This is a genomic window from Microbacterium sp. sgz311019 (genome assembly GCF_056135325.1).
The window spans coordinates 80372-105530 of sequence record NZ_JBWAXO010000012.1; the positions used below are offsets into that span (position 1 = coordinate 80372).

General features: G+C 68.7%; 19 protein-coding genes, 3 tRNA genes and 1 pseudogene. 4 read left to right on the forward strand and 19 right to left on the reverse strand.

Annotation, left to right across the window (positions count from 1 at the left end; genetic code table 11):
- Positions 1-89: 89 nt before the first annotated feature.
- Positions 90-848 (reverse strand): GntR family transcriptional regulator, encoded by a 759-nt coding sequence (locus tag AC0NZN_RS17095; RefSeq protein WP_474593526.1) that lies wholly within the window; start codon positions 846-848, stop codon positions 90-92.
- A gap of 318 nt (positions 849-1166) precedes the next feature.
- On the opposite strand from AC0NZN_RS17095, the gene AC0NZN_RS17100 reads away from it, so the two are divergent.
- Positions 1167-3509, forward strand: a complete 2343-nt coding sequence (locus AC0NZN_RS17100; protein WP_474593527.1) for an amidase family protein — start codon at positions 1167-1169, stop codon at positions 3507-3509.
- Positions 3510-3576: 67 nt separating this feature from the next.
- Here AC0NZN_RS17100 and AC0NZN_RS17105 read toward each other — a convergent pair.
- From AC0NZN_RS17105 to AC0NZN_RS17120, 4 genes are all read right to left on the reverse strand, one after another.
- Positions 3577-3650: transfer RNA gene (locus AC0NZN_RS17105), tRNA-Met, on the reverse strand.
- A gap of 33 nt (positions 3651-3683) precedes the next feature.
- Positions 3684-3755 (reverse strand) — tRNA-Thr (locus AC0NZN_RS17110).
- A gap of 68 nt (positions 3756-3823) precedes the next feature.
- Positions 3824-5446: a M23 family metallopeptidase gene (locus tag AC0NZN_RS17115; protein ID WP_474593528.1), complete on the reverse strand. Its 1623-nt coding sequence runs from the start codon at positions 5444-5446 to the stop codon at positions 3824-3826.
- A 286-nt stretch (positions 5447-5732) separates the two neighbouring features.
- Positions 5733-6539, reverse strand: a complete 807-nt coding sequence (locus AC0NZN_RS17120; RefSeq protein WP_474593529.1) for an inositol monophosphatase family protein — start codon at positions 6537-6539, stop codon at positions 5733-5735.
- A gap of 43 nt (positions 6540-6582) precedes the next feature.
- Here AC0NZN_RS17120 and AC0NZN_RS17125 point away from each other — a divergent pair, with 43 nt between their 5' ends.
- On the forward strand, positions 6583-8160 hold the full coding sequence (locus AC0NZN_RS17125; RefSeq protein ID WP_474593530.1) for a phytoene desaturase family protein: 1578 nt from the start codon (positions 6583-6585) through the stop codon (positions 8158-8160).
- A gap of 53 nt (positions 8161-8213) precedes the next feature.
- Here the strand turns inward: AC0NZN_RS17125 and AC0NZN_RS17130 are convergent, their stop codons facing one another.
- The 11 genes and pseudogenes from AC0NZN_RS17130 to AC0NZN_RS17180 form a co-directional block, all read right to left on the reverse strand.
- Positions 8214-9254, reverse strand: a complete 1041-nt coding sequence (locus AC0NZN_RS17130) for a hypothetical protein (RefSeq protein WP_474593531.1) — start codon at positions 9252-9254, stop codon at positions 8214-8216.
- A gap of 153 nt (positions 9255-9407) precedes the next feature.
- A tRNA-Tyr gene (locus AC0NZN_RS17135) sits at positions 9408-9492 on the reverse strand.
- A gap of 94 nt (positions 9493-9586) precedes the next feature.
- Positions 9587-10486, reverse strand: a complete 900-nt coding sequence (locus AC0NZN_RS17140; RefSeq protein WP_474593532.1) for a carbohydrate kinase family protein — start codon at positions 10484-10486, stop codon at positions 9587-9589.
- The gene (locus AC0NZN_RS17145; protein WP_474593533.1) at positions 10483-10980 is read right to left on the reverse strand and encodes an FBP domain-containing protein; all 498 of its coding nucleotides are present in this window, start codon (positions 10978-10980) and stop codon (positions 10483-10485) included. The genes AC0NZN_RS17140 and AC0NZN_RS17145 overlap by 4 nt, the downstream gene beginning before the upstream one ends.
- 5 nt (positions 10981-10985) lie before the next feature.
- On the reverse strand, positions 10986-11816 hold the full coding sequence (locus AC0NZN_RS17150) for a hypothetical protein (protein WP_474593534.1): 831 nt from the start codon (positions 11814-11816) through the stop codon (positions 10986-10988).
- Positions 11813-13762, reverse strand: a complete 1950-nt coding sequence (locus tag AC0NZN_RS17155; RefSeq protein ID WP_474593545.1) for a glycoside hydrolase family 13 protein — start codon at positions 13760-13762, stop codon at positions 11813-11815. Before AC0NZN_RS17155 ends, AC0NZN_RS17150 begins: the two co-directional genes overlap by 4 nt.
- 41 nt (positions 13763-13803) lie before the next feature.
- The gene (locus AC0NZN_RS17160; RefSeq protein ID WP_474593546.1) at positions 13804-14283 is read right to left on the reverse strand and encodes an alpha amylase C-terminal domain-containing protein; all 480 of its coding nucleotides are present in this window, start codon (positions 14281-14283) and stop codon (positions 13804-13806) included.
- A 373-nt stretch (positions 14284-14656) separates the two neighbouring features.
- Positions 14657-15265, reverse strand: a pseudogene (locus AC0NZN_RS17165) (alpha-amylase family protein); the annotation flags it as partial.
- Positions 15266-15268: 3 nt separating this feature from the next.
- Complete coding sequence (locus AC0NZN_RS17170; RefSeq protein ID WP_474593535.1) at positions 15269-16273, reverse strand: sugar ABC transporter permease; 1005 nt, start codon at positions 16271-16273, stop codon at positions 15269-15271.
- 1 nt (position 16274) lies between these two features.
- Positions 16275-17903, reverse strand: a complete 1629-nt coding sequence (locus AC0NZN_RS17175) for an ABC transporter permease subunit (RefSeq protein ID WP_474593536.1) — start codon at positions 17901-17903, stop codon at positions 16275-16277.
- Between the two features lie 85 nt (positions 17904-17988).
- Positions 17989-19221: a sugar ABC transporter substrate-binding protein gene (locus AC0NZN_RS17180; RefSeq protein WP_474593537.1), complete on the reverse strand. Its 1233-nt coding sequence runs from the start codon at positions 19219-19221 to the stop codon at positions 17989-17991.
- 258 nt (positions 19222-19479) lie between these two features.
- Between AC0NZN_RS17180 and AC0NZN_RS17185 the strand changes: the two genes are divergently transcribed.
- Positions 19480-19968, forward strand: a complete 489-nt coding sequence (locus tag AC0NZN_RS17185) for a YajQ family cyclic di-GMP-binding protein (RefSeq protein WP_474593538.1) — start codon at positions 19480-19482, stop codon at positions 19966-19968.
- On the opposite strand, the gene AC0NZN_RS17190 is transcribed toward AC0NZN_RS17185, so the two are convergent.
- Positions 19965-21092, reverse strand: coding sequence for a site-specific integrase (locus AC0NZN_RS17190; protein WP_474593539.1), 1128 nt, complete (start codon positions 21090-21092; stop codon positions 19965-19967). The genes AC0NZN_RS17185 and AC0NZN_RS17190 overlap by 4 nt on opposite strands.
- Positions 21067-21669 (reverse strand): helix-turn-helix domain-containing protein, encoded by a 603-nt coding sequence (locus AC0NZN_RS17195; protein ID WP_474593540.1) that lies wholly within the window; start codon positions 21667-21669, stop codon positions 21067-21069. Before AC0NZN_RS17195 ends, AC0NZN_RS17190 begins: the two co-directional genes overlap by 26 nt.
- Positions 21670-21765: 96 nt before the next feature.
- Between AC0NZN_RS17195 and AC0NZN_RS17200 the strand changes: the two genes are divergently transcribed.
- Entirely contained in the window at positions 21766-21945 is a 180-nt protein-coding gene (locus tag AC0NZN_RS17200; RefSeq protein ID WP_320941825.1) for a helix-turn-helix transcriptional regulator, read from the forward strand.
- Positions 21946-22011: 66 nt separating this feature from the next.
- Here the strand turns inward: AC0NZN_RS17200 and AC0NZN_RS17205 are convergent, their stop codons facing one another.
- Positions 22012-24783 (reverse strand): AAA family ATPase, encoded by a 2772-nt coding sequence (locus AC0NZN_RS17205; RefSeq protein ID WP_474593541.1) that lies wholly within the window; start codon positions 24781-24783, stop codon positions 22012-22014.
- Positions 24784-25159 lie beyond the last annotated feature (376 nt).

Genomic DNA, 25159 nt, shown 5'->3' on the forward strand with positions numbered 1-25159 from the left:
GCGACAAGAAGCCCCCGGCATAGCCGGGGGTTTCTTGTGTATCAGCGGGGTTCGTCGCGGGTAGCCGAGGCGGTCTGGGATGTCATGCGTCATGGGGTCGGGCGCGCCGGATCGGCGTACACGAAGTTCGATGCCGTCATCCGGACGTCCCCCCGGAAGACGCCGAGCGCGACGTCGATCACATCGCCCGACGCATCTCTGATCGCCTGTTCGAACGCGAGCACGGGGCTCCCGGGCGCGACCTCCAGCAAGGTCGCCACCTCATCGTCGGCGAGGGTGGCCTGAAGTGTCGTCACCTGATCGGCGATCGTGATGCCTGCGCCCCACAGGAACGAATAGAAGTCCGTGACGAACGGCCACTCCGCGACGAGCTCGCCCTCGCGACCGCGCAGGTAGTTGGTGATGACGGCGAGGGGCTCGCCGTCCGACACGAGCACGTACTCGATCGAGAGGCACCGTTCACCGTCCCCGACGTCCGTGAGGCGCCGCGCCACGGGCGCGGGGGCCGGGATCCATGATCGATGCAGCAGGTGGGGCCTCACCCCCGCCGTGCGCCTGCGGTAGTCGTCGTACTCGTCGGGACGGGGGACGGCGATGTCCAGGACGTGGTAACTCGCCACGCGTGACGTGCCGTGACCGCGGCGGCGTTCGATCTGTCCCTCGTCGACGAGCATCGCAAGTGCATCTCTGAGCGACGTGCGCGAGGCGCCGAACGCAAGCATCAGCTCCTGCTCGGTGGGGAGCATCCCGTCCGCATCGAGAGACTGCCGATCGACGACAGCCAGTCGCAGGACATCGCGCAGGCGGCGCGGATGCCACGCCCCCAGATGCCCTCGACGTCCTGTCACGACATCCATTTCAGCGGACGAATGTTAACCCTTGCGAACAATGTGTTTCGCCGGAGTTACGCGGCTGGACACTGCCCCCGAACGAGCGGATTTCCGCCGTCGTCACACGACCCGCGAGCCGGTTGCGCGGCACCGGGATCCCGCAACGACCGCGACATGCGCCTTGTGCGCCCCTCCGGGGGATGCGGAAGCGCTCGTACGCGCCGCATGACGCCCCCGCGAAACATCCCCGTCATCCACCCCTCCCTAGCGTGTTGACCGGTCGCCTCCCCCGGCGCCCTTCGCAGTCCGACATCCCCGAGGAAGGACTCCACACCCATGCCTGAGACATCCCGCCGCGAACGCCCGAGGCTCGCAACCCTGCGGGTCGGCGCGCTCGTTCTGACCGCCGTCACGGTCGCGGGCGGATCGGCGCTCGCGCCATCTGCCGCGAGCGCCGATCCCGGCGCCCCGACCATCGCGATCGACACCGCCTCCGCCGCGACCGAGGGCACGACCCTCGATGTCGCGATCTCGGCATCCGGGGCAGCCGACCTCTACGCCTACTCACTGCAGGTCAACTACGACCCGAAGCTGCTGACCTTCGACCCCGACTCGTTCGAGGGACCCAAGGGAGGCTTCAGCGTCGAGACGACGGGCGACGGCACGCTGACGATCACGAGCACGCGGCTCGGCACGTCGCCCGGCTTTTCGGGCGACGCGGGGCTCGGCTCGTTCTCGTTCACGGTGCTCGACGGCGGCACGGCCGACATCACCGTCGCGAAGGCATCCCTCGTCGACTCGAGCGACCACGCGACGCCTCTCACGGATGCCGCCGACGCGAGCGTTGCGCTGACGGCCCTGCCCGGCCACCGTCACTCCCACTCCGCAGCGGACGCCATCGCCGCGCACCGCCCCGACGGACGACCCCGCATCCCGACGATCCCGGCTCCCGCCAACGCGCCGTTCCTCGAGCCGTACTACACCGAGCTCGACCTGACAGGCGACAAGCAGGTCACGACGGATGACCTGGCGGTTCTCGCGGACGACCTCGGCAAGACGAAGGCCGACGCCGACTGGGCATCCGTCTCCAAGCTCGACTTCGACGGAGACGGCACGATCGGCGCGTCGGATCTCGCGGAGTTGTCGCGCCGCATGATCTACGACGACGGCCCCTTCCAGATCGTCGAGGCCAGCGCCGTCGATATGCAGGCGGCGATGAACGCGGGTGTCACGACATCCGTCAAGATCACGCAGGAGTACATCGACCGGATCGCCGCGTACGACCGCGTGAAGGTCGACCCCGCCTCGGGAGGCCGTCCGCTGAACTCGATCATCACGGTGGGCGCGAAGACGGCGCTCGCTGCGGCCGCTGCGGCCGACGCGACGCGCGCCGCCCACGGCATGACGAGCATGCTCCTCGGCGTCCCGATCGCCCTCAAGGACAACTACGACACCGCTGACATGCCCACGACGGCGGGCTGCGGATGCTGGGATGCCAACCAGCCCGCGACCGACGCGACGATGGTGAAGGGTCTGCGGGCTGAGGGCGCCGTCATCCTCGCAAAGGCATCCATGGACGAGTTCGCGATCAACCTCACATCGCAGTTCTCGGCCTTCCAGACACCTGGAACGGCGCTCGATGTCGCAAGCCCGCTCTCCACCTCGCGCACGTCGGGCGGCTCGAGCGGAGGCACCGGCGCGTCGATCTCGGCGAACCTCGCCGGCATCGGCTTCGGCACCGACACGGGCGGATCCATCCGCGTCCCGTCGTCGTACAACTCGCTCGTGGGCGTTCGCCCGACCGTGGGTCTCACCAGCCGCGCAGGCATCGTCCCGCTCGCGCTCTCGCAGGACACCGGCGGCCCGATCGCGCGGTCGGTGACGGATGCCGCGGTGGCCCTCGACGCCGTCGTCGGCGCCGACCCGGCCGACCCGATCACACAGAACCAGGTCGGCAAGGTGCCCTCGTCGTACGAGTCGTACCTGGATGCCGGTTCGCTCACGGGCGCGAAGATCGGCTACGTGACCTCGATGCTCGGCACCAACCCGGGCACGCTCGCGCTGTGGCAGAAGACCAAGAGCCTGCTCGAGTCGAAGGGGGCCACGGTCGTCGAGATCACCCCGCCCGCCGGTTTCAGTGCGATCCTCAGTGAGGGCAGCGGATCCGGACCCGAGTTCAACCACGACCTGCAGAACTACATCGACACGTACCTGAACCCCGCGGTGTCGACGCGCAGCCTGCTCGCGATCAGCCAGTCGGACAACATCGACCCGGGACGTGCAAGCAACCCGTACGGACAGCGCGCCGCCGTCACACCCGACGCGTATCAGGCCTGGGCGGGCCCGACCGGCACGCACACCGTTCAGCTCGCGGCGGGAAAGCAGCTCATCACGAAGCTCATGGATGACATGGGACTGAACGCGATCGTCTACCCGACGGGCAACCCCTACTCGACGATCGGCAGCAACCTGCGCCTCAGCCCGAACACGGGGCTTCCGGCTGTGACTGTGCCGATGGGGTGGGTTCCCCTCGGGACGGGCGTCACGACGGCGGGCAACGTCAACCTCGAGTGGCTGGGGCGCGACTACTCCGAGGGACCGCTCCTCGGCCTCGCGTACGCCTTCGAGCAGGCGACCCACGCCCGCACCTCGCCGTCGCTGTACGGCCCACTCAAGTAGTGGTGTGAACGACAGAGAGGGCGTCCCCCGATGGGGACGCCCTCTCTGTCGTCGAACCGATTGCCGGTAGCAGGAGCGGGGCTTGAACCCGCGACCTCACGATTATGAGTCGTGCGCTCTCACCAACTGAGCTACCCTGCCGCGAAGCATCCGTTCCGGAGAAGTGGATGCTCGAGCCCCGAGTCAGGATTGAACTGACGACCCCTTCCTTACCATGGAAGTGCTCTGCCACTGAGCTATCGGGGCGTGCCGCCCGCGCGCGGGCAACTAGAAAAGAATATCAGAGGGCGGCGCGTGATCCGAACCCGGCAGACTCACTTGACGTGCGCGCGCAGCCACGGGATCGGGTCGATCGGCGTCGTGCCGTTCAGGAGGATCTCGAGGTGCGTGTGGGCGCCGTACGAGCGCCCGGTGTTGCCGGTGCGGCCGATGTACTCGCCGACGTGCACATGGTCGCCGACCTGCACCTGACGCGAGCCGTACTGCATGTGACCGTAGCGGCTCGAGACGAGCTTGCCGTCGATGATGTGGTCGATGATGATCATCACGCCGTAGCCGCCGCCGCTGTCGGTCGAGACGCGGACCACGCCGTCGGCGATCGCCTGCACATGGGCGCCGGCGCCGGGAGTGAAGTCGACGCCTTCGTGGAACTCGCCCGGGCGAGGACCGAAGCCCCAGCTGATCGTGCACCCGACCGCGAAGGGCCACTGGATGGGCGAGTTCGGGTCGTTCGTGAAGTACGCGTTCGAGACGTTCTTGATGCCGGAGTTCGCCCCGGCTTGGGCCGCGGTGACCGACGAGTAGTCGATCGAGCGGTCGAGGGCCGTCGTCTGCGCCTGGGTGGGCGCCATGTACGCCTGGATGTCCTGGCTGTCGGATCCCGACACGTTGATCGCGACATCCCCTGCGGGCGAGATCGCACCCGGGTTCGCGTTGCCGGCCGCGGCGGCGACCGCCTCTGCGGGGGTGGTCATGCCGACAGCGAGAAGACCGACGATGCCCATGACACCGATCGAGAAGGATGCCGTGGCGGCCCGGCGCGCGCCGGCCGCGTGCTTCTTCTTGCGGCGCGGTGCTTTGTGTGCGGGCTTGTCGTCAGGCTCGGCCGCCACAGACTCGGCGGCCGCGCTCTCGGCCGCCCGCTGGATCGGGGTCTCGCCCGTGAAGGAGAAGAGCCGCGCGGCGGCCTCGAACTCGTCGATCAGCGGCTCGTCCGCGGCAGGTGACGCCGTGACGGGCTCATCGACGACGAATGCCGCCTCGGCCGTCATGGACGGCGCGTGCTCGTCCACCACCGGCTCAGCGGTGAGGGATGCCTCGTGCGCGGCGACGTCGGGCTCCGCGGTGGCCGTCGGCTCGTGCGGGTCGGCGACCGGAGCGGCCGTGGCGACCGGCTCTGCGACGATCGGTGCGGGCGTCGCGACAGGCTCGCTGACGACGGGCCGGGTCCGGGTGCGCCTGGGCGGGTCGACGACGGGAACGGCGGCGATCGAGCCGGTGGCGGCGGCGCCGAGCGTCGGGAGAGCGGGGGCTGTGGTCGTGTCGACCTGGCGCAGTTCCATCACGGGCTCGGGCCGAACGACGGGGCGTGCGGGGGCGACCTCGAGTGCGGTGGTGCGGGCGCGTCGGGTGGCCGAACGGGAGGGAGTGGATGCGACGGCAGCCGAGTTCTCCACGGAAGTCTCGGACGGAGAGTCGCCGGTCTTCGCGGTGCCCCGCGTCCGGCGACCGGTGTGCGAGGTCGCCTCCGTCTGAGTCGCCTGCTCGACGGGCTCCGCATCCCGAGTCGGGGCGGTCGTCGGAATCGCGGCGGCCTCGACGTGTTCCTCGACAGCGGGAGCCGTCGTGGACACGGCGTCGGCGGCGACAGGCAGAACGACCGTGTCGGCCAGCGCCTCGGGGGCGCGACCCCAGACGACTGCGGGCCGGGGGGACACGGCATCCGTCGACCGGCGACGCGACTCCGCACGAGACCCTGAGGTCTCCGCGGCAGCCGACTCGGGCACAGCGGAGGGACGACGCGAGCGCCGTGTCAGGGCGGGCTCGGTCAAAGGCGCGTCAGAAGACAATCGTCAAGCGGGCTCTCAGATCGTGTCGCAAGGGGGCAACGGTCGGACCAGGGGGGAGGTCAGCACTTGCGCCGTTCGGGCGGCGAAAGTAACGAATGGGTAAACCATACCCCGGGTCGCCTGTGAATGCCATGGGCGGCATGCGACACGCCGGTCAGTCGCGTGCGTCGTCTCCGAGGTGCTCGAGGAGCGCGTCGAACAGCGCGCCCCCGGCGGCGATGGTCATCCGCTGGCCGGGACGACCTCCCGGAGAGCCGCCGACGCGGCCCCCGGCCTCCTCGACGATGAGGGCTCCCGCCGCGTGATCCCAGGCGTTCAGGCCGCGCTCGAAGTAGCCGTCCAGGCGCCCGGCGGCGACGAACGCGAGGTCGAGCGATGCCGCCCCAATGCGCCGGATGTCACGGGCGAGGGGCATCACCCGCCCGAGGCGCTCGAGCGCGGGCGCGTGGGTCGCGGGGTCGTAGCCGAAGCCCGTCGCAAGGAGCGCGCCGGCCGGGGACGGCTCCGCGTTCACCGCGAGCCGCTCGGCGCCGAGCCAGGCGCCGGCATCCTTCGTCGCGCGGAAGAGCTCGCCGGACGCAGGGTTGAAGACGACGGCCGCGAGCGCAGTCCACGACGCGGTCTTCGCCTCCCCCGAGACCGCGGCGATGCTCACGGCGTAGGACGGGATGCCGTAGGCGTAGTTCACCGTGCCGTCGATGGGGTCGACGACCCACGTGACGCCGGAGGTGCCGCTCGCGGCGTCGGACTCCTCCCCGAGGAAGCCGTCGTCGGGCCGGGCCGCCGCAAGTCGAGCCCGGATGAGGTCCTCGACCTCGCGGTCCGCCTCGGTGACGATGTCGGCGAGCGCGGACTTTGTCGCGGCGATCCGCACTCCCTCCGTGCGGCGGCGATGAGCGAGCTGCCCCGCTTCACAGGCGATGTCGACGGCGAGATCGTGCAGGGCGGATGCAGCGGTCATACCTCAAAACTAGACCCGCCTCGCATGCGATTAGCGTGGAGGGATGCAACGAAGCACGACCGGTCCCACCACCCATGACGTCGTCATCGTGGGGGGTGGACACAACGCCCTCGTCGCCGCGGCCTACCTCGGGCGGGCGGGGCGGACGGTGGCCGTCGTCGAGCGTCTCGACCACGTCGGAGGTGCCGCCGTCTCGGAGCGCCCGTGGGCGGGGGTCGACGCGAACCTCTCGCGCTATTCGTACCTCGTGAGCCTGCTGCCGCAGCAGATCATCCGCGACCTCGGTCTCAGCGTCGCGCTGCAGCGCCGCCGCTACTCGTCCTACACGCCCGTGCCCGGGGATCCGTCGCGCGGCATCCTGGTGGATCGCGAGGATGCCGCGGCCACCGCCGCATCCTTCCGTCGCGCCACCGGTTCGGCCGACGAGTCGGCCCGCTTCGACGAGTTCTACGCCCGCCTCGCGCCGATGGCCCGCACCGTCTTCCCGACGATGGTCGAGCCGCTGCGTCGGTCGGCCGACATCCGTCCGCTCTTCGGCGAAACGTGGGACGACCTCGTCGAGCGCCCGCTCGGCGCCCTGCTCCGCGACTCCCTCGAGACCGACATCGCGCGCGGCATCGCCCTCACGGACGGGCTCATCGGGACGTTCGCGACGGCAGATGACGTCTCCCTCCGACAGAACCGCTGCTTCTTCTATCACGTCATCGGGGGCGGCACCGGAGACTGGGACATCCCGGTGGGCGGCATGGGCCACGTCAGCTCCGAGCTCGAGCGCGCCGCTCGCGCGGCGGGTGCCGACATCCGCACCGGCGTCGCCGCGGCGGCCGTCACGCCCGATGGAGAGGTGACGACCGCCGACGGGCAGTCGCTGCGTGGACGGCTCGTCCTCAGCGGGGTCGGGCCGGCGGTGCTCGCGGAGCTCCTGCGCGCCGGCGGAGCGGATGCGCCCGAGCGCCGAGCCGAGGGCGCACAGGTGAAGGTCAACATGCTGCTGAGCCGCCTGCCGCGGCTGCACGACGAGACCGTGTCGCCGCACACCGCGTTCGCGGGGACCTTCCACGTGAACGAGACCATGACACAGCTCGACGAGGCCCACCGTTCGGCCGCCGCGGGGGGCATCCCGCATCCCCTTCCCGCTGAGATCTACTGCCACACGCTCAGCGATCCGACGATCCTCTCCCCCGAGCTGCAGGCATCCGGCGCGCACACGCTCACCCTGTTCGGCCTCCAGGTGCCGCACCGGCTCGTCGAGGGTCGCGACAACGACACGATGCGGGCGGCGCTGCTGGATGCTGCGCAGGCGTCACTGGATTCCGTCCTCGCCGAGCCCATCGCGGACTGCGTCTACCTCGCGCCCGACGGCACGCCGTGCATCGAGGCACGCACGACCGCCGACCTCGAGGACAGCCTCGCCCTGTCGGGCGGCGACATCTTCCACGGCGGACTGTCATGGCCGTGGGCGGAGGATGCCGACGACCTGTCGACGCCCGCGGGCCGCTGGGGCGTGGGGACCGTGCACGAAGCGATCCTCCTCTGCGGCTCCGGTGCGCGCCGCGGCGGCGCGGTCAGCGGCATCGGTGGTCACAACGCGGCGATGGCCGCGCTCGAGCTGCTGGCGTAGGCCGCGGGTCGCACGAGAAGGGCCGCCCCGCGGGGCGGCCCTTCTCGTGCGGCTCAGGAGGCGGGCGAGATCGGCGGTGCCGGCGGCTGCGTCGGAGGCTGCGTCGGCGGCGCCGTCGGGGGTGCCGGCGGCTGCTGCGGCGGCGCGACCGGCTGCGCGGGCTCGGGCGGGAGCGGCGGCAGCGGCGCCGAATCCACGACCTGCGGCATCTGGTGCCCCGGCGCGTAGCCCTGGGTAGGCGCGTAGCCCTGGATGGGCGCGTAGGCCTGCGGCGGGGTGAACTGCTGCACTGTGTCCGGGTGCTGCGCCGGGTGCCCGGTCCCGGGCTGGGCGGGAAGCGCCGGCACGGCCTGAGCGTACGTCGGGCGACCGGTGTAGTACGCCTGCCAGTCGGGCTGGCCGTCGGGCATGACCGGAAGCGGAGTGCGGCCGTCGGCGTAGGTCGGCCACGGCAGCGGCTTCGGGGCGCGCGGTGGCCGCGGGAGGAAGAGCACGTTGACCAGGGGAACCAGAGCCGTACCGAGCGCCGCGAGGATCGTCACTGCGACGACGAATCGCCAGTACAGCTCGTGGAAATCGACCCACTCGTGCAGCATGAGCGGCAGCACCAGCATGATCGCCAGGACGGCGACGAGCGCGATCGTGACATACGTGACGATCGTCGTGAAGGTCGTGGGGCGCCGCTCGTGCGCCCTCCAGTACAGCCGCACATGCAGCACCGCGAGCTGCAGGATGAGCACGATCAGGAGGAACGACACGACCCTGCCGGCGAGGCTCAGGTCGGAGCCCGGCATCCAGATCATGAAGGCGCCGATCAGGAGAGTGACGATCCACACCGCCATGCTCGTGAGCGCGAACCACACGGGGCGGCGGGCGGCAAGGCGCACGTCCATGATCGCGACCGCCGCGAAGGCGATGAGCAGCAGGATCGTGAGGAAGGCGCGGCCGACCAGTCCGTTCTGCGACCCGAAGAGCACCCACACGACGCACACGAGCGCCGCCGCGATGAGTGCGCCGATGACGACCCAGATCGCGGTCGTCAGCAGCGATGATCGGGATGCGGCGGCATCCGCCGGTGAGACAGGCTCGGTCATGTCAGTCTCCGTTCGCGGCCACAGGCGGCCGTGCAGTCATCCTGACACGTCGAGCATCGGCACGCGCGGCTTCTCCCCGGCCTGTGGATGAATCGCCCCGGGCAGGACTCGCAGACGACGAAAGCGCCCCGCATGCGGGGCGCTTTCGTCAGGTGGTGGCGAGTGAGGGATTCGAACCCCCGAAGTCTACGACGGCTGATTTACAGTCAGATCCCTTTGGCCACTTGGGTAACTCGCCGAATGCGCACCCGCCCGGCTTGTACAGTCGACCGGAGGCGCGATTGACAATCTTACCCGCCAACGCGCCGACGTAGAAATCGAGCCGTCCGGCCTTACGAGCCCGTGTGATCCTTGGCCTCGAGCGCGGAGGGCAGTCGCAGCAGACCGCCCTCGAACCGGCACGTCGCGGCCGCGGTGTCCATGGCCATCTGCAGGGCGACACCCCAGTCCTGGACGCCGTTGACGAGCGCCTCGGCGAGCACAGCGAGCACGGCATCCCCCGCGCCCATCGTGTCGACGATGCGCCCCGGAAGCTGCGAGATGCCGCAGTCGATCACCGCACCGTCCACGACGACGGATGCTCCGGCCGAACCGGCGGTCGCGACCACGACCGCGGTGCCCAGGCCCGCGAGCGCGTCGCGCACCTCGTTCAAGGGGCGACCGTAGAGGAGCTCCGCATCCTCCTCGCCGACCTTCACGAGGCTCGCGCGAGCCGCCGCGTGCTCGAAGCCGCGCACGAATCCCGCGCGGTCGCGTAGCAGGCCCGGGCGCGGATTCGGGTCGACCGCGAGGCGGCCGGGGACGGCATCCAGCAGTTGAGCCGTCTGCTCCTCGTCGTCGAACGGAAACGAGCTGACGACGACGAGCGGAGCCCCCGCGAGGGCGGCTCGCTCGGCATCGCCGAACACGATCCGGCGGCTCTGCGCCGCACCGTTGAAGACGTACACCGGCTCGCCGCCGCCGGAGCGGGTGCTGACCGCCCGCGCCGAGCCGATGGGCGACGGCGACGCGAGAAGATCCACGCCGAAGTCGGCGAGGTAGGCGCGGATATGGCCACCGGCCTCGTCGTCGCCGACCATCGCGATCATGGTCGTCGGCACTCCGAGCAGCCGCAGCCCGACCGCGACGTTCAGGCCCGCTCCCCCGACGAGTTCGCGCACGCCGGTGTCGTCGCGGAGCTCGTCGATCAGCGCGTCGCCGACGACGACCACGCGGCGACCGTCGGTGCTCATGAGGCGTCCACAGCGCATGCGACGGAGTCGACGAAGGCCTCCGCGCGGCGCCGCGTGCCGTCGATCCGCCGGTCGACGCTCGCCCGCACCTCGTTCGGCGCGAGGGGAGCGGCGAGCCGCACGTTCTCGTGGCACGAGAGATCCGCGCACATGTACGTCCCGACGCTGTCGCCGCGGTCGCCCGCATCCCCCGCCAGCCGCGCTGTGAAGAGCGACACCTGATCCGCGGGCTGCATCGTGTGGCACAGGTTGCACAGGGCCGAGCGCGCGTGGGACGAACCGTTCGCGGCGCGCAGGACGACCCCCGTCGGCTGCCCGCCGCGGTCGAGCACGAGGTAGCCGCGGCCCTTCGTCCGCGGATCCCGCCACGCGAGGAAATCGAGGTGGTCCCAATCCGTCAGCACGAAGTCGTGCGGAAGCGCCAGCAGGCGCAGATCGTCAGGGGCCGCGTTCACGAATGCAGCTCGGAGCTGCTCTTCCGACATCGGACGCATGACGTTCAGTTTAGGAACGCACCGCCGTCTCTGGGCCAGCCGAGTCGATCGGCGACGGCATCCGCCGCACGTGACGGGAACTCCTCCCAGCCCGGTTCGAGAAGCGACCGGGTGAGGGCGAAGAGGCGGCGTGCCGAAACCTCGACCGGCTGATCCAGCGCGTCGGCGATGAGCGCCGCCTCGCGCGGGAAGTCCTGCTCGAACCGGCGCATCGGGTCGATCGTGTCGCGAGCCGTCGTCGACCCCTGCGGGAAGCGCCCGCGGACCGCACGGACCAGCAGCTGCACCGCCCACTGCCGCACGAACCCCTGTCCGTTCAGCACCTCGCCACGACGCACGCGGCCGACGCCGATGAGGAGCTTCACGAAGACGAGTCGCGTGTCGTTGACCGGGTCGAAGGAATCGGATGCGGCGGCCCGCGCGCGCGACTCGGACAGGAGTCGCGCGGTCGTGCCGCGCTCGTCGTCCACGACCACTGTGGCGTCTCCCGCCACCGCGCCGGCGAGCTCGCCCGCCTCCGAGAAGGCGAACTCGAACACGTGCCCGTCGTCGTACACCGCGACGAAGCCGATCTCGCCCTCACGCGCGGTGAGGACGATCCGCTGCTGGTCGGGCAGCCACGACAGATCGGGCCGCACCTCGGGGCCGCGGCCGTCCGCGATGAGGGCGAAGAAGTCGTGGTCCGACCATTCGTCACGGCGACCAGCAGCCTCGTCGGATGCGGAGCCGAGCAGCACCAGCCCGATCAGGTCGTCACGGGCGCCGACGCCCGCGGCGAGCCCGGCCGACAGCGCCTCGAAGCGCGCCGCATCCACGTCCTTCGACACCGGGGTCACCGGAGGACCGCCTTCGCCGGAGCCGTCGTCGAGACGGCGGGCACGGCGACGCCGGCCAGGCGCCACACCGCGAATACCGGCCCATCGGCGGCGATGTCCACCGACCCGTCCGCGGCGACGGCGAGCGTCGCCTCGCCGAAGAGGGACTCGGCATCCCCCGCATCCACCGTCGGCGCGGACAGTCCGAGATCGACGTCACCGCGCGAGGCGAGCACGAGCACCGACTCGGCCTCGGACTCGCGCACGAAGACGATCGTGTCGTCGTCGACATGCAGCCAGCGGAAGCCGCCTTCGCGCAGCGCGACGCTTTCCCGGCGCAGGCCGATGAGCTGCCGGTAGAGGTCGATCCGCGACGCCACCTCAGGCTCGTCGATGCGGTCCCACGGGATCGGGGTGCGGCTCATCTCGCCGTCCACGCCGGTGAGGCCGAACTCGTCGCCGGCGAAGACCACCGGGATGCCGGGGAGCGTCATCTGCAGCCCGACCGCGAGCGGGATCGTGCCATCCGCCGCGATGGTGGCGAACCGGGCGGTGTCGTGCGTGTCGAGGGGCAGCATGCATCCCGTCCGCACCCGCCAGGGGATCTGGCCCGTGAAGCGGTCGAGCTGCTGCGCGAACTCGCGCGCGGTGTACTGCGGGCGACCGGCCGGGATGCCGAAGAACCACTCGTCACCCTTCTCGCTCGGGGTGTCACCGAGCCAAGCCCACAGACCGCGGGTGAACCCCGGGTACGTCATCGCGCCGTGCCACGCGTCGCCCTGGAGATCGGTCGCCGCGTCGTTCGTGGACTCGCCGAGCAGCAGCGTGTCGGGGTTGGTCTCGACCATCGTCTGGCGAAGGATGCACCGCACGTCGGTGTTGAGATCGATCGCACCGAGCCGCCCGGTCATGTTGGCGACGTCGATCCGCCAGCCGTCGATGCCGTAGGGGGGCTTCAGCCACTTCGCCACGACGGAGTCCGGCCCCTCGATGAAGCGGCGGCGGAGCTCCGGCGAACTCCAGTCGAACTTCGGCAGGCTGGGCACGCCGAGCCACGACTCGTAACGGGTGTGCTCGGCATCCAGGAAGTAGTAGAAGTCGCCCTCCGGCGCCCCCGGGTGCTCGTATGCGGCGCGGAACCATTCGTGCGCGGAGCCCGAGTGGTTCGATGTCAGGTCACCCATGATCCGGATGCCGCGGGCGTGCAGCGCGCCGATCAGCCGCACGTAGGCGTCGTCTCCGCCCAGGAGCGGGTCGATGAGCTCGAAGCTCGACGCGTCGTACCGGTGGTTGGACTCGGCGGGGAAGATCGGCGTGTGGTAGACGACCGACACCCCGAGGCCCTCGATGTGGTCGAGGCGCTCGATGATGCCGTCGAGGTCGCCGCCGTACAGCTGGCCGCTGCGGCCCGGGGCCTCGGGGTCGACCGGGGTGTCCCACGACACGGGAATGGCCCACTCGGGCACCGGCCGGTCGTCGGCCGCCTCGGACCGCGCGAAGCGGTCGGGGAAGATCTGGTACAGCACGGCGTCGTCCATCCAGACGGGCGGCTCGTTGCCGGCGACCAGCGCGAAGTCGAAGCCGTCGAGCGGCTCGAGGGTCGTCAGGCCCCCCTGGCCGAGGGCGACGTGCGTGCCGTCCTCGAGCACGAGGTGCCAGCGATAGCCGTGGCGCGGGTTGGCGACGGTGATCGTCGCCTCCCACCAGTCCCAGCCGCCGGCGGAGCCGATGAGCTCGGCCTCCCACCAGGCCGGCTCGTGGTCGGGGTTGGAGCGCACGGCGACGCGGGTCACCGGGCCGTAACCGTCGGGCACGCGCAGGCGAACCTGCACGAAGTCACCGAGGGAGGGATGCTGCGTCGAGACGTGCAGCGGCGAGCTGTCGTGGTGCGGAGCAAGGGGCATGGGAAGGGATCCCTTCTGTCGAGAAGCGAATGCAATCGCGTGGTTGCACGGCCGAAACGCCATGACAGAGCCGCTGTGTTGTTGTTCAGTTGTGAGGCGAGACTCTAGCGCGTTGCGCCGACATGGATCGCGGCCGTCTGCTCCGGCGCGAGGGAGAAGACGGCCTTTCCGTCGGCGACCGTGACGATGGCGCCGCCGGCGCACCCGTTCATACTGGGGCCGTCGGCGATGACATCGCAATAGCGTCCGGCCGGGAGAGCCGTCGGCACGCGGAGCGTCGCGGACGAGGAGCCGGGGTTCGCCGCGATGACCGCGCGCCCGGTGCGCTCGAAGCCGTACGCCGGACCCTGCGAGACTCCGGCCTCGCGCTGCGCCGTGCCCGCCGCGTCCCTCCACTCGATCATCCCGGCGATGGAGCTCCAGGCCTCCGGGCAGACGCCCTCGCCGTCGGAATACGACGTCTTGGGCCCCGTCACGCCGTCGCAGGTCCACCCCGTCACGTGGCCCGACGCAATCCTGCGGGGGCCCCGCATCCGGATCCGAGAACGCATAGCCGGAGTACACGACGGGTGTGCCGTAGTCATCGGCCAGCATGAGCGCGTCAGCCATGAGGTAGAGCGGCCCGTCGCGGTAGGTGACGGCGGCGTCCCCGCGCTCGGTGTCGTGGTTGTCGACGAACACAGCGGCGGATGCCGAGGGCACGTGGTCCTCCCGCGCCGGATCCATCAGGACGCCGGCCTTCAGCTGGGGGCCGAGCTCCCGCGCATACGCGAACTCGAAGACCTGCCCGATGCCCGTGTACTCCTCGGGCTGGATCGGCTCCCCGGCACCGCGGATGACCTCGCTGATGACGGGAGTGCTCGCGGGCAGCATCGAGACGATGGCCGCGACATCCTTCGCCGCCATGTGCTTGGCCGCGTCGATGCGGAAGCCGGCGACCCCGAGCGACAGCAGGTGCTTCAGATACCGGGCGATCGTCATCCGGACGTGGGGTGAGCCGGTATCGAGGTCGGCAAGCCCGACGAGCTCGCACGTCTGCACCTGCGCGCGGGAGGTGTAGTCCTGGATCGACCCGTCCGGAGTCAGCCCGCAGTGATGGAAGTCCGCGGGGCCGTAGAGACCCGCGTAGGAGTACTTCGTGAAGGCCGTTCCCGCGAATCCGGTACCGGCTCCCTGGGCCGTCATGTGGTTGAACACGGCGTCCGCGACGACCTCGACTCCGGCGGCCTTGCAGGCCGTCACCATGTCGGCGAACTGCTGCTCGGTGCCGAGCTTCGAGTCGATCTTGTCGCTGACCGGCTGGTACGAGGTCCACCACTGCGGGCCCGTGATGTGCTCCTGCGGCGGCGAGGTCAGCACCCACGAGAATCCGGCGGGTCCGAGAGTCGAGCCGCATTCGGTCGCGATCGACGTCCACGGTCGCTGGAACATCTCCACGCCCACGCCCTCGACCCCGGGAGGGGTGGATGCCGACGCCTTCGGCTGCGCGGCCGCGCTGGCACAGCCCGCCAGGCCCAGCGCGAGGGCGACGACCGCGACCGCCGCCGCGATCCCGTGCCGCGGCATCCCTTACTTGCCGCTGCCGGCGGTGAGGCCGCCGACGATGAAGCGCTGCAGCGAGAGGAACAGGATGACCGGGACGATGGCGGCCAGCACCGCGCCGGCGGCGAACACGCCCCACTCCTTCGCGTCGGTCGACACGTACTGGTAGAGACCGACCGCGAGCGTCTGCTTCTCCGGGTCGATCAGCACGGTCGACGCGATCAGGAAGTCGCCCGTGATGCCGATGAAGGCGAGCAGACCGATGACGGCGAGAATCGGCGCGACCAGGCGGAGGATGATCGTGAAGAAGATGCGCGCGTGCCCGGCGCCGTCGATCTTCGCCGCCTCGTCGATCTCGGCCGGGACTGTGTTGAAGAACCCGTACATGAGGAACGTGTTCGCACCCAGCGCGCCGCCGAGGTAGATCATGATCAGCCCGAGCTGAGAGTTCAGGCCGAGCGCCGGGAAGATGTCGCCGATCGATGAGAGCAGCAGGAAGATCGCGACCACCGCGAGCAGCTGCGGGAACATCTGCACGAGCAGCAGGGTGAGCAGTCCACTGCGTCGACCCCGGAAGCGCATGCGGGAGAACGAGTATGCCGCGAGGGCGCACAGGAACACGCTGCCGAGGGCTGCGGAGAGCCCGATGACGAGGGTGTTCACGTACCAGGCCGCGTAGGGCCGGATCGGATTGCCGAACAGATCGACGTAGTTCTGGAAGCTGACCTCCGAGAACAGACCGTTCGTGCTGAGCAGCGTGCCGCCCGGCGCCAGCGACGCCGAGAGGACGTAGACCAGGGGGAAGGCGGCGAACACGAGCATCACGATGCCGATGATGTGGCGCCAGCCGGTCTCACGGAACCAGCGCCGGAACGGACGTCGGGGCTCGGCCGCGCCGCTGCCGCGGGTATCGGTGAAGGCGGGACTCGTGATCTCGGCGCCGTCGAGCGCGACAGAGCGGGCGTCGACCTCGCCGCGGGCGAGCTCGTCCAGGTCGCCGGTGGTCTTCGTGGCAGGAGTGTTGTCGCTCATGTCAGTTCAGCTCCTCGAGCACCTTGGTCTGACGGAATCCCAGCCAGGAGATCCCTGCGACCAGGAGGAAGATGATGATCGAGAACGCGCTGGCCAGACCGTAGTCACGCGACGCACCGACGAACGCGACCTTGTAGACCATGGAGATCAGGAGGTCCGTCGCTCCGGCGTTGATGCTGGCGTCCGCGAACTGCGGGCCGCCGTTGGTCATCATGTAGATCAGGTTGAAGTTGTTGAAATTGAACGCGAACGACGAGATCAGCAGCGGCGCGACGGCCACGAGCAGCAGCGGGAACTTCAGGTGGCGGAAGATCTGCCACACGCTCGCGCCGTCCATGCGACCGGCCTCCACCACGTCCTCGGGGAGCGACTGCAGCGCGCCGGTGCACACCAGGAACATGTAGGGGAACCCGAGCCAGAGGTTGGCGAACAGGATCGCGAACTTCGCGAGCCAGGGGTTGGTGAGCCACGGAACAGATGCGCCGCCCAGAAGCACCTGGTTGATGAAGCCGAAGTCGGTGTTGAACAGACCCGCCCACACGAGCGCGGAGAGGAAGGCCGGGAACGCGTACGGCAGGATCATGACGACCCGGTAGAACTTCTTGCTCTTCATGCGCGGATCGTTGAACACGATGGCGAGGAAGAGACCCAGGATGAACGTCGACGCCACGGAGAGGATGGCGAACGCGAACGTCCAGATGAGAACGGCGAAGAACGGACCGCGGATGGACTGGTCGCTGAACGCACGGACGAAGTTCTCGAAGCCGACCCAGACGGACCATCCGACCTCGAGCTTCTGGCCGTCCTTCGCCTCGAACGACCCGTGCCCGTTGTCGTAGTAGACCGTGCCGGTCTTGGCATCCGTCATCGTGTCGGCCTTCGGATCCCACTTCAGCGTGGAGAGGAAGACGTACGCGTTCGAGCCGTCGGTGGTCTTGAGGTATCCGTCGTTCGGATCCTTCGTGAGCGGAACGGAGAGGTTGCCGATCGCATCCTGATTGTCGGCGATCTCGCCGAAGGTGAGGGTGCGATAGCCGGGCGCGCCCGTCGCGGCGTCGCCGGACATCTCCGGGTGGGCCACCTTCTCGAGGGGCCGGTTCTCGCCGCCGATGTACACCTGGTCGGTCTTGGGGTCGGTGGCGAGCAGGAAGAAGTCGCCGGCGCGCTCGAGCACCGACACGGGGTAGATCGGGGAGTCCTCGACACGGGTCTGGGACTGCAGCAGCAGCGCGTTGACCGCGTCGTCCTTCGTCGAGTTGTGGCCGGTGCCGTAGTTGGTGAAGGCGATGTACGCCGAGAAGAGGACGACGAAGATCTGGAAGACGAAGAGGAAGATGAGGCCGGGCGTCAGGTACTTGGCCGGGAGCATTCCGGGCCGCAGGTAGATGACGTTGACCACGACGGTGACCACGCCGATGATGAGCGGCACGAGCCACTGGCCCTGCCCGATGAGCACGAGGATGGCGTAGACGGCGAGCGCGTCGATGATGCCGAGCATCACGATCTTCGCGAGCCAGACCTTCCAGCCGAGGGAAGCGGCTTCGGCATAGGCGGCCGCCCGCTTCTGGCGACGCTGTGCGGCACGCTCGGCCGGTGAGGTCGGCGGCTTGTCGAGGGTGGGTGCGGTCATCGGCGTCGCTCCTGTGCGATGGGTTTCGCTGTTCAGTATGGGACGACGGGCGGTGCCGATGCGGCACCGCCCGTCGTTGCGAAGGTCAGCCTGCGGCGACCTTGCCCTGGATGTTCGTGGCCATGGTCTGCCACGTGGAGGCGACCTCGCCGCCCTTCATGATCGCGACCTCGGACTTGCCCCAGTCATCCCAGACGGCACCCATCTGGGGGATGCTCGGCATCGGGACGGCGTCGGCACCGACCTTGGCGAAACCGGCGATGATCGGGTCGGACTGCGCAGCGGTGAACGCGCTCGTCAGTGCCGGGGGACGGCCGCCGGCCTTGTAGAGCTCGGTCTGGACCTTCTCGGTGCCCATGTAGTTCACGAGGAACTCATTGGCGAGCAGCTTGTTCTTCGACTTCGAGCTCACGAAGAACGCCTGCACGCCCGCGAACGGACGAGCGGGCTGGCCGCCGGCCGACGGGATCGCGTCGATGGCGATCTTGATGCCCTTGGCCTGCGCATCCGGCACGTTCCACGGACCGGTGATGAAGTACGGCGACTCGCCCGCGTTGAACGCGGCCTTCGCGAGGTCACCGGTCAGACCCGGCTTGAAGATGCCCGCGGCGCCCTGCTGGCCGAGCCACTTGGCGAAGTTCTTGCCCGCATCGTCACCGATCGTCAGCTTCGAGGCGTCGTACGAGCCGTCGGAGTTCTGCGCGAAGACGGCGCTGCCGAACGAGGTCTGGAACGGGTACGTGTGGTACGGGTCGCCGTTGGCGGCGTCGAGGCCGATGAGGAACGGGTACTTGGCGCCCGAGGCCTTGCCCGCCGAGATCATCTCGTCGTAGGTCGAGGGGGTCGGGTTCGGCGCGAGGGCCGTGTTGCGCATGATGGCGATGTTCTCGATCGCGTACGGAAGGCCGTACTGCTTGCCGTCGTACGTGACGGCCTGGATCGCGATCTTCTCGAAGTCACCCGACTTCGAGCCGAGCTCGACGGGCGCGACGACGCCGTTCTTGACGAACCCGCCGATCCAGTCGTGGCCGCCGATGGTGATGTCCGGACCCTTGCCGGTCGGGACCTGAGCAGTGAAGTCCTGCTGGATCTTCCCGTAGTCCTTGATGACCAGGTTGACCTTGACGCCCTTTTCCTTCTGGAACTCGGCCGCGACATCCTTCATCGCCTGGGCGCGGTTCGCGTCGACCCACACCGTGAGCGAGCCGCTCGAGGTGGGCTTGTTGGCGGCGGTGCCGCTCGAGCACGCGGTGAGCGCGACGGCGCTGGCCGCGACGAGCGCGAGCAGACCGAGCGCGCCCTTCTTGTTCACCTTCATCGGTGTTTGCCTCTCTGATCGGGAGATCGGGGCGTGGAAGGCACGTGCGGCGGCTTCATCGACCCCGGAGCTTAATTGCAAGCGCTTACATCTTGCAGGATGGCGCGGTTCGGCGCAAGGTGGACTTCCGAGGCGATGCAGAATCGTGATGGATGCACGCGCTTGCACGCGGCCCGGTGCGCCGACGCATCCGTGTCCGCCGCGCGCAAGCGCTTGCAGAATCTGGATGCCGCCTCCCCCCGCCGATAGGCTGGGAGGATGGCGGATTCCAGCTTCGACATCGTCTCCAAGGTCGACCACCAGGAGGCCGACAACGCGCTCAACCAGGCCCGCAAGGAGGTCGAGCAGCGCTATGACTTCAAGGGCACGGGCGCCTCGATCGAGTGGAGCGGCGAGGCGGTGCTCATCAAGGCGACCAGCGAGGAGCGCGCGAAGGCCGTCCTCGATGTCTTCCAGTCGAAGCTCATCAAACGCGGCATCTCGCTGAAGAGTCTCGAGTCCGGCGAGCCGCAGTCGAGCGGCAAGGAGTACCGCATCACCTCGACGATCAAGGACGGCATCTCGTCCGAGAACGCCAAGAAGATCAGCAAGATCATCCGCGACGAAGGCCCGAAGTCGGTGAAGTCGCAGATCCAGGGCGACGAGCTGCGCGTGCAGTCCAAGAGCCGCGACGACCTCCAGGAGGTCCAGCGGCTGCTGAAGGCCGCCGACCTCGACGTCGACCTGCAGTTCGTCAACTACCGCTAGCGGGAGCCTCTGACCTGGGGTTTTTCTGTTTCAGTCCGCACCGAGTCCGCAGAATTGCGGATTTGGGTCATGAAGGAAGCCGTCGCGGACCTCGTCCGGTCCTCCGCTGACGGCCAGAGGTGGCTGTAGACGTTCAGCGTGATCGACGGCGTCGAGTGACCGAGCGCACGCTGCACCGTCACGACGTCGCATCCCTGAGCGATCAGGTTCGATGCGAACGTGTGGCGCAGCGTGTGCAGCGTGACCTCATCTGATAGTCCGGTCGCAGCTCTGATCCGGCGCCATTCCTCTGCCGCATTGTTGCGGTTCCAGAGCCGCCCGAGCGGAGTCACGAAGAGCTGCTCATCCTGATCGGCGACCTGCTGCCGCTTGACGTGCGCGGCAAGCGACGCCATGAGCTCGTCAGGGACGTACACCGTTCGCTCAGACTCGTATTTGGGCGGGACAATCCTCGCGGTCTTGATGGTTGCGCCCTGAACCTGCCGTGCGACCGTTATCGAGCGGCCGAGGAAGTTGACGTCGCGCAGCTGCAGACCCGCGGCCTCTCCCAGCCGGAGACCCGCGAACACGCACACCTCCACGAATCCCCGGAAATCGCCTGCGGCGTCGAGCACTGCAAGAACTTCGTCGGCGGTCATGATGCGCATCGCCGCCTCGGCTTTGCGACCACGCGGAGCCTTCACGCCCAGAGCCGGGCTCGCGACGATCAGCTTGTCCGCGACCGCAGCCCGAAAAGACATCTGGATGTAGTTCAGACGAGTCTTGATGGTGGATGGCGCGAGGCCGCGCTTCGATTCGCCGGCGACCCAGGCTTGGACGTGCGAAGCCTTGATCCCGGCGATCGCGCTCTCTCGCCACGGCACGCTCTTAGCCGCCACGGTCGCAGCCTCGTACGTGCCCGCCGCCCACGACTGTCGTTCCATCCAGCGCGCAGTCCACTCATCCCATGTGATGCGCCCGGCCTTCGGGTCGACGTACTGGCCGGTGACAACCGCTGCCGCGATTTCGTCGAGCCATCGCTGTGCATCCCGCTTCAGTGTGAAGTGCCGAGCGTGCTCCTTGCCGGCATCATCGCGATACCGGGCCCGCCAGGTGCCGTCACTGCGTTGCTTGATCGACGCCATCCTCGGCCTCCTCTTGCGTATCGCCTCGCTGACGCAGTTCTTCGATCTGCGCGCGGACTCGGGCGATGAAGGCCCGCTGGAAGTCATGGCCTTCGTGCGGGAACGGTCCGTAGAGAAGTTCCTCGACCTCGAACTCTCCTCGGAGGTGCGCCTCGGCCCGGGCAAGACCTTGGAGCGCGTAGTCGACCGCGTTGTGCGCAAACAGCTCCGGGGTGAAGTCCTCATCGTCGTCTTCGCCCGCGACCATGTCATACGCCATTGCGAGTCGTCGCTGTCGCTCGAACGAGGCATACGCCAGATCTGCGATCTGCGTGAGTGCGTCGTCCAATTCCCGCGCACGCATTACGCGGCTGAGGGATTGCTCGGTCAGTGTAAGCGCGTGCGCGTGGATGCCGAAGACCGACCCCAGCGCCTCGGATTCCGTCAACCGGAGCGGACGTTCACCCTTCTCGATCGACCAGACAGTGGCTTGGGACCACTTGAACCCGAGCTTGCGCATGCGCTCGGCGAGCTCCTTCTGGCTCATCGTGCCACGTAGCACGGTGAGGTTGCGGCCGATCAGCTCATCATCGATCATGCCTTGAGGCTACTCCAGAAACCTATTGATCTCGACTAGATAACGTGGTTCACTAAGTTTAGCCGTCATCGGCAACTAGGAATCGGGGTGAGTCGGATGGATCGAATTCTCTTCCTTGACGAGGTGGCGGCGCGTTTGCGCCGCACTCCCGCCCAGCTGAGATGGATGCTGCACACCGGCGCAGCACCAAAGTCGGCGAAGATCGCCGGCCGCCGGTGCTGGCGCGAGTCGGACGTGGAGAAGTTCATCGCCGAGGCCTTCGCCGACAATCCGTGAGGCGCCCCGGGTTGGGGTTCGCCACGGCGTGCCGTTCCGTGGCGGCACAGCCATACTGTCCTCCGACTACAGTCCGATCGAAGGGCCGCTGCGACTGGCCGTGACAGGGGCCGCCGGACCGGTGAACGGGTCGACGCGTGGAGGAGCAGGTCGCACCGCCCGCGCGGCACGGCGGAGTTCGGCTCGTGCCGCCTCAATCGAGTCGGCGATCGTGACCTCGGCGATCCCGCGCACCATCGTCTCAGCGAGGACTTCGCGTGCCGCCGCATCCGTGCCGGCGACCACGATGACCTGGTTACTGAGCCGGCCCCGGGTCATGCCCACGTAGAGCCCCGCGGCGTCCACTCCGGGCCCCACGATCGAGGCATCCGTCGTCTCTCCTTGGATGCCGTGGACCGTCGACGCATATGCGAGGTTCAGGTGCTCCGCGGCGTACTCCACGCTTACGCTGCGGATGTCGCCGCTGTCGGTGATGCTGGCGAGCTCGACGTGTGTGGGCGTGATGTGCGTCACTGTCCACAGCGCGCGGTTGGCAACGCCTGCCTCTCGGTCGTTCCGACGAGTTTGGACGAGGTCGCCCTCGAGGATCCGTTGCTCGTCGCGGCCTAGTGCAATCCGCCTCGTCGAGAGCTGACCGATATCCACGCGGTGCTGCTGGATGCGCCCGTTGATAGCGTTCGCCTCGTCGTTCGTCGCGGTGACCAGTGCCACGCGCCTACGCAGCCCGGCCCAGTGGAACCACGCGTCGGCCATCATCCCCTGGGCGCTCTCATCGCTGCCTGCGCGAAGGAGATGAGCGCGCGCGTCGAGGGCGCGGGCGACGTCCTTCGCAGCGTCCGCTGATGTGGGGTCCCGCAGGCGAAGCGAGAGTGCCGCGTACTCCGGGTCGCGGAATCGGTGTACAGCCGTCAGCTCGACGACGGCGGTGCTGCGACGTGATACCGAAGCCATGGCACCGGAGTGGCCGACCGGCGCCGCCTGAAGTGGATCCCCGATCATCGCAATGCCCGCGCCGGTGGCCGCGGCGACTCGCGCGAGAGCGTTGGCGGTGTGCAGGTCGACCATGCCGGCCTCGTCCACGACGATGCGGTCGCCGCGTCTCAGCGGATAGTGGAGCGGGGCGAGGTAGGTTCGACCGGTCTCCGGGTCGACATCGCCACGATGCAGCTGGACCCACTGCTCCTGACCGGCGCTGTCTCGGAACCATCGCCAGCCGTGGTCGGCGAGCAGGGCATGCAGGCTCGACGCGGATGCACCGATCTCGCGCGCCGCGACGCTTGCTGCCTTCTTGGTCGGCGCAACGACGATCATCTGTCGTCGTTGGTGCTGCAATGCGCGGTGGGCGATGCGCAGAACTGTTGTCTTGCCAGCACCGGCGGGACCCGTGATCGTGACGAGCCGGTCCGTGCCAGCGATCGCGGCGGCGGCATCCAGCTGGTCCGCATCAATCTCCGCATCGGGAGTAATGGATGCTGCGGCGAACAGCGCAACGCTGTTGCGCGTCAGCGGGACGCCCGGCTGGCTCAGGGCATCAAGCTGTGCGCCGAGGTCGACCTTGAGGGTCGCCGTGGTGAGCGCCATGTACCCCTTGATGTGCGCTGGTCGCGCGGCATCGTCGAGCAGGTTGATCGTATGGTCGCGAGCGCGACCTGTGACATCGTCGATGAGCTCTTGCAGCATTGCGCGCTCTTGCACGATCCCGGATGCCGCAACGGCGCGCATTGCGCCGGCACGGATGTCGCATTCGCTGAAGCGCCCGCCGTTCGGGGCTGAGCGGGCATCCGCATCCACGACTGCCCTTGCAGCGAGGAGTTCACGGTCGACCGCGCCGATCGAGACAGAGGTGAGCTTGATGGGCGTGCGCGGCACGACGAGAGAACGATCGAGCGCGGCGATCTCGCGGCGAACCGCAAGCTCCCATTCGTCCTCGTCGAGGTGCCTGGGCTTGTTCGGCCGCTGGAGCGCCCACGCCCGGCGGTCGATCTGCTGGAGGATGTCGTGGCTCGGCTGTTGCGCCGGATGGTCAGACAGCCACTCCCCCAGGAGGCGCGCTCGATTGGTCTCGATCTGGTTTGACCGCCGCGACAGCGGCCCCACTGCATGAGCAAGTTGGGCGATCTCGCCCGCCGCGTCGAGTGAGTAGCCATGCTTGGCGAGCGCCGAGATCCATTGCGGGTCCGTGCGCGCAGCGAGTTCCCCCTCCGCGTTGACCAGGGTGTGCAACTTCATCGCCACACGCGAGTCGACGGTCGACCACTTGCCATCGCGGCCGAGGACCTTCGCATTCAGCCACAGGTGACGATGGAAGTGGGGATCGAGCGCGCGCGATCGCCGATGCTTGAGCTCCACGACCTCAATACGCGCAAGCTCCTCGCGGAGGACGCCGCCGTGCCCGCGTCGCCCGTTGAGCTCGCGCTGCCACGTGAGGATGATGCGGTCGCGCAGGCGGTCCTGCAGGTCCTCGAACTCGTCCGCGAGTTCGGGGTGGAGCAGGGCGGCGATGCTGTAGGTCTTGGGTGCGTTGATCGTTCCGTCGAGGATCAGGTCGGAGCGGGGCGAGAGCTGCGGGATGCCGCGGGCCGCGTCCGTGACCGGATCGCGCCCCTCGATCCAGCGCCGCAGGCCGCCTTGGTTGAGCTCGTCGTGTCCGATGCGCCCGCTGGCGCAGATGAACCGCGTAACGGTGGTCTCGCCGCTTGCGCCGTAGGCGAGCAGAGCCTGGGCTCCGTCCGTGGTGCGGATGTGTGAATCACACGTCCCCTCGAACGCGTACCCGATCGCCTGGCGCACGCCGTGGGATCCCTCGCACCGCTTCCACCGCGCCAAGCCTCCCCGCATGCGCTCAGGCTACTAGCTTTGCATGTCGCCAGCAACTAGGAATCACCGTTGGTGCCTGCGTGCATTGCTCCTTTTGTCGTCTTGTCAGGTCGCTTCGTCACCTTGCGCGAGGTCCACGAAGTGGTCTCGCGGGAATCCTCCGCTGGTGGCTCCAGGATCGGCTCGATCGCCGGGCGGATCGTGTCAGATTGTTCCATCCTCGGAAGTCCCTGGCTCAACGTTCCAGTGGACGAATCCGGCGCGTTTGGCGTCCGCGGGATTCAGTTGATCGATGCAACACCCTCCCCGGAGGTGATTGCTGATGTATTTGACCCTGTCCTCGCCCACTGCGGTGCGGCTTCTGACCGCGGTGAAGGAGGGTGAGAGTCTCAAGAAG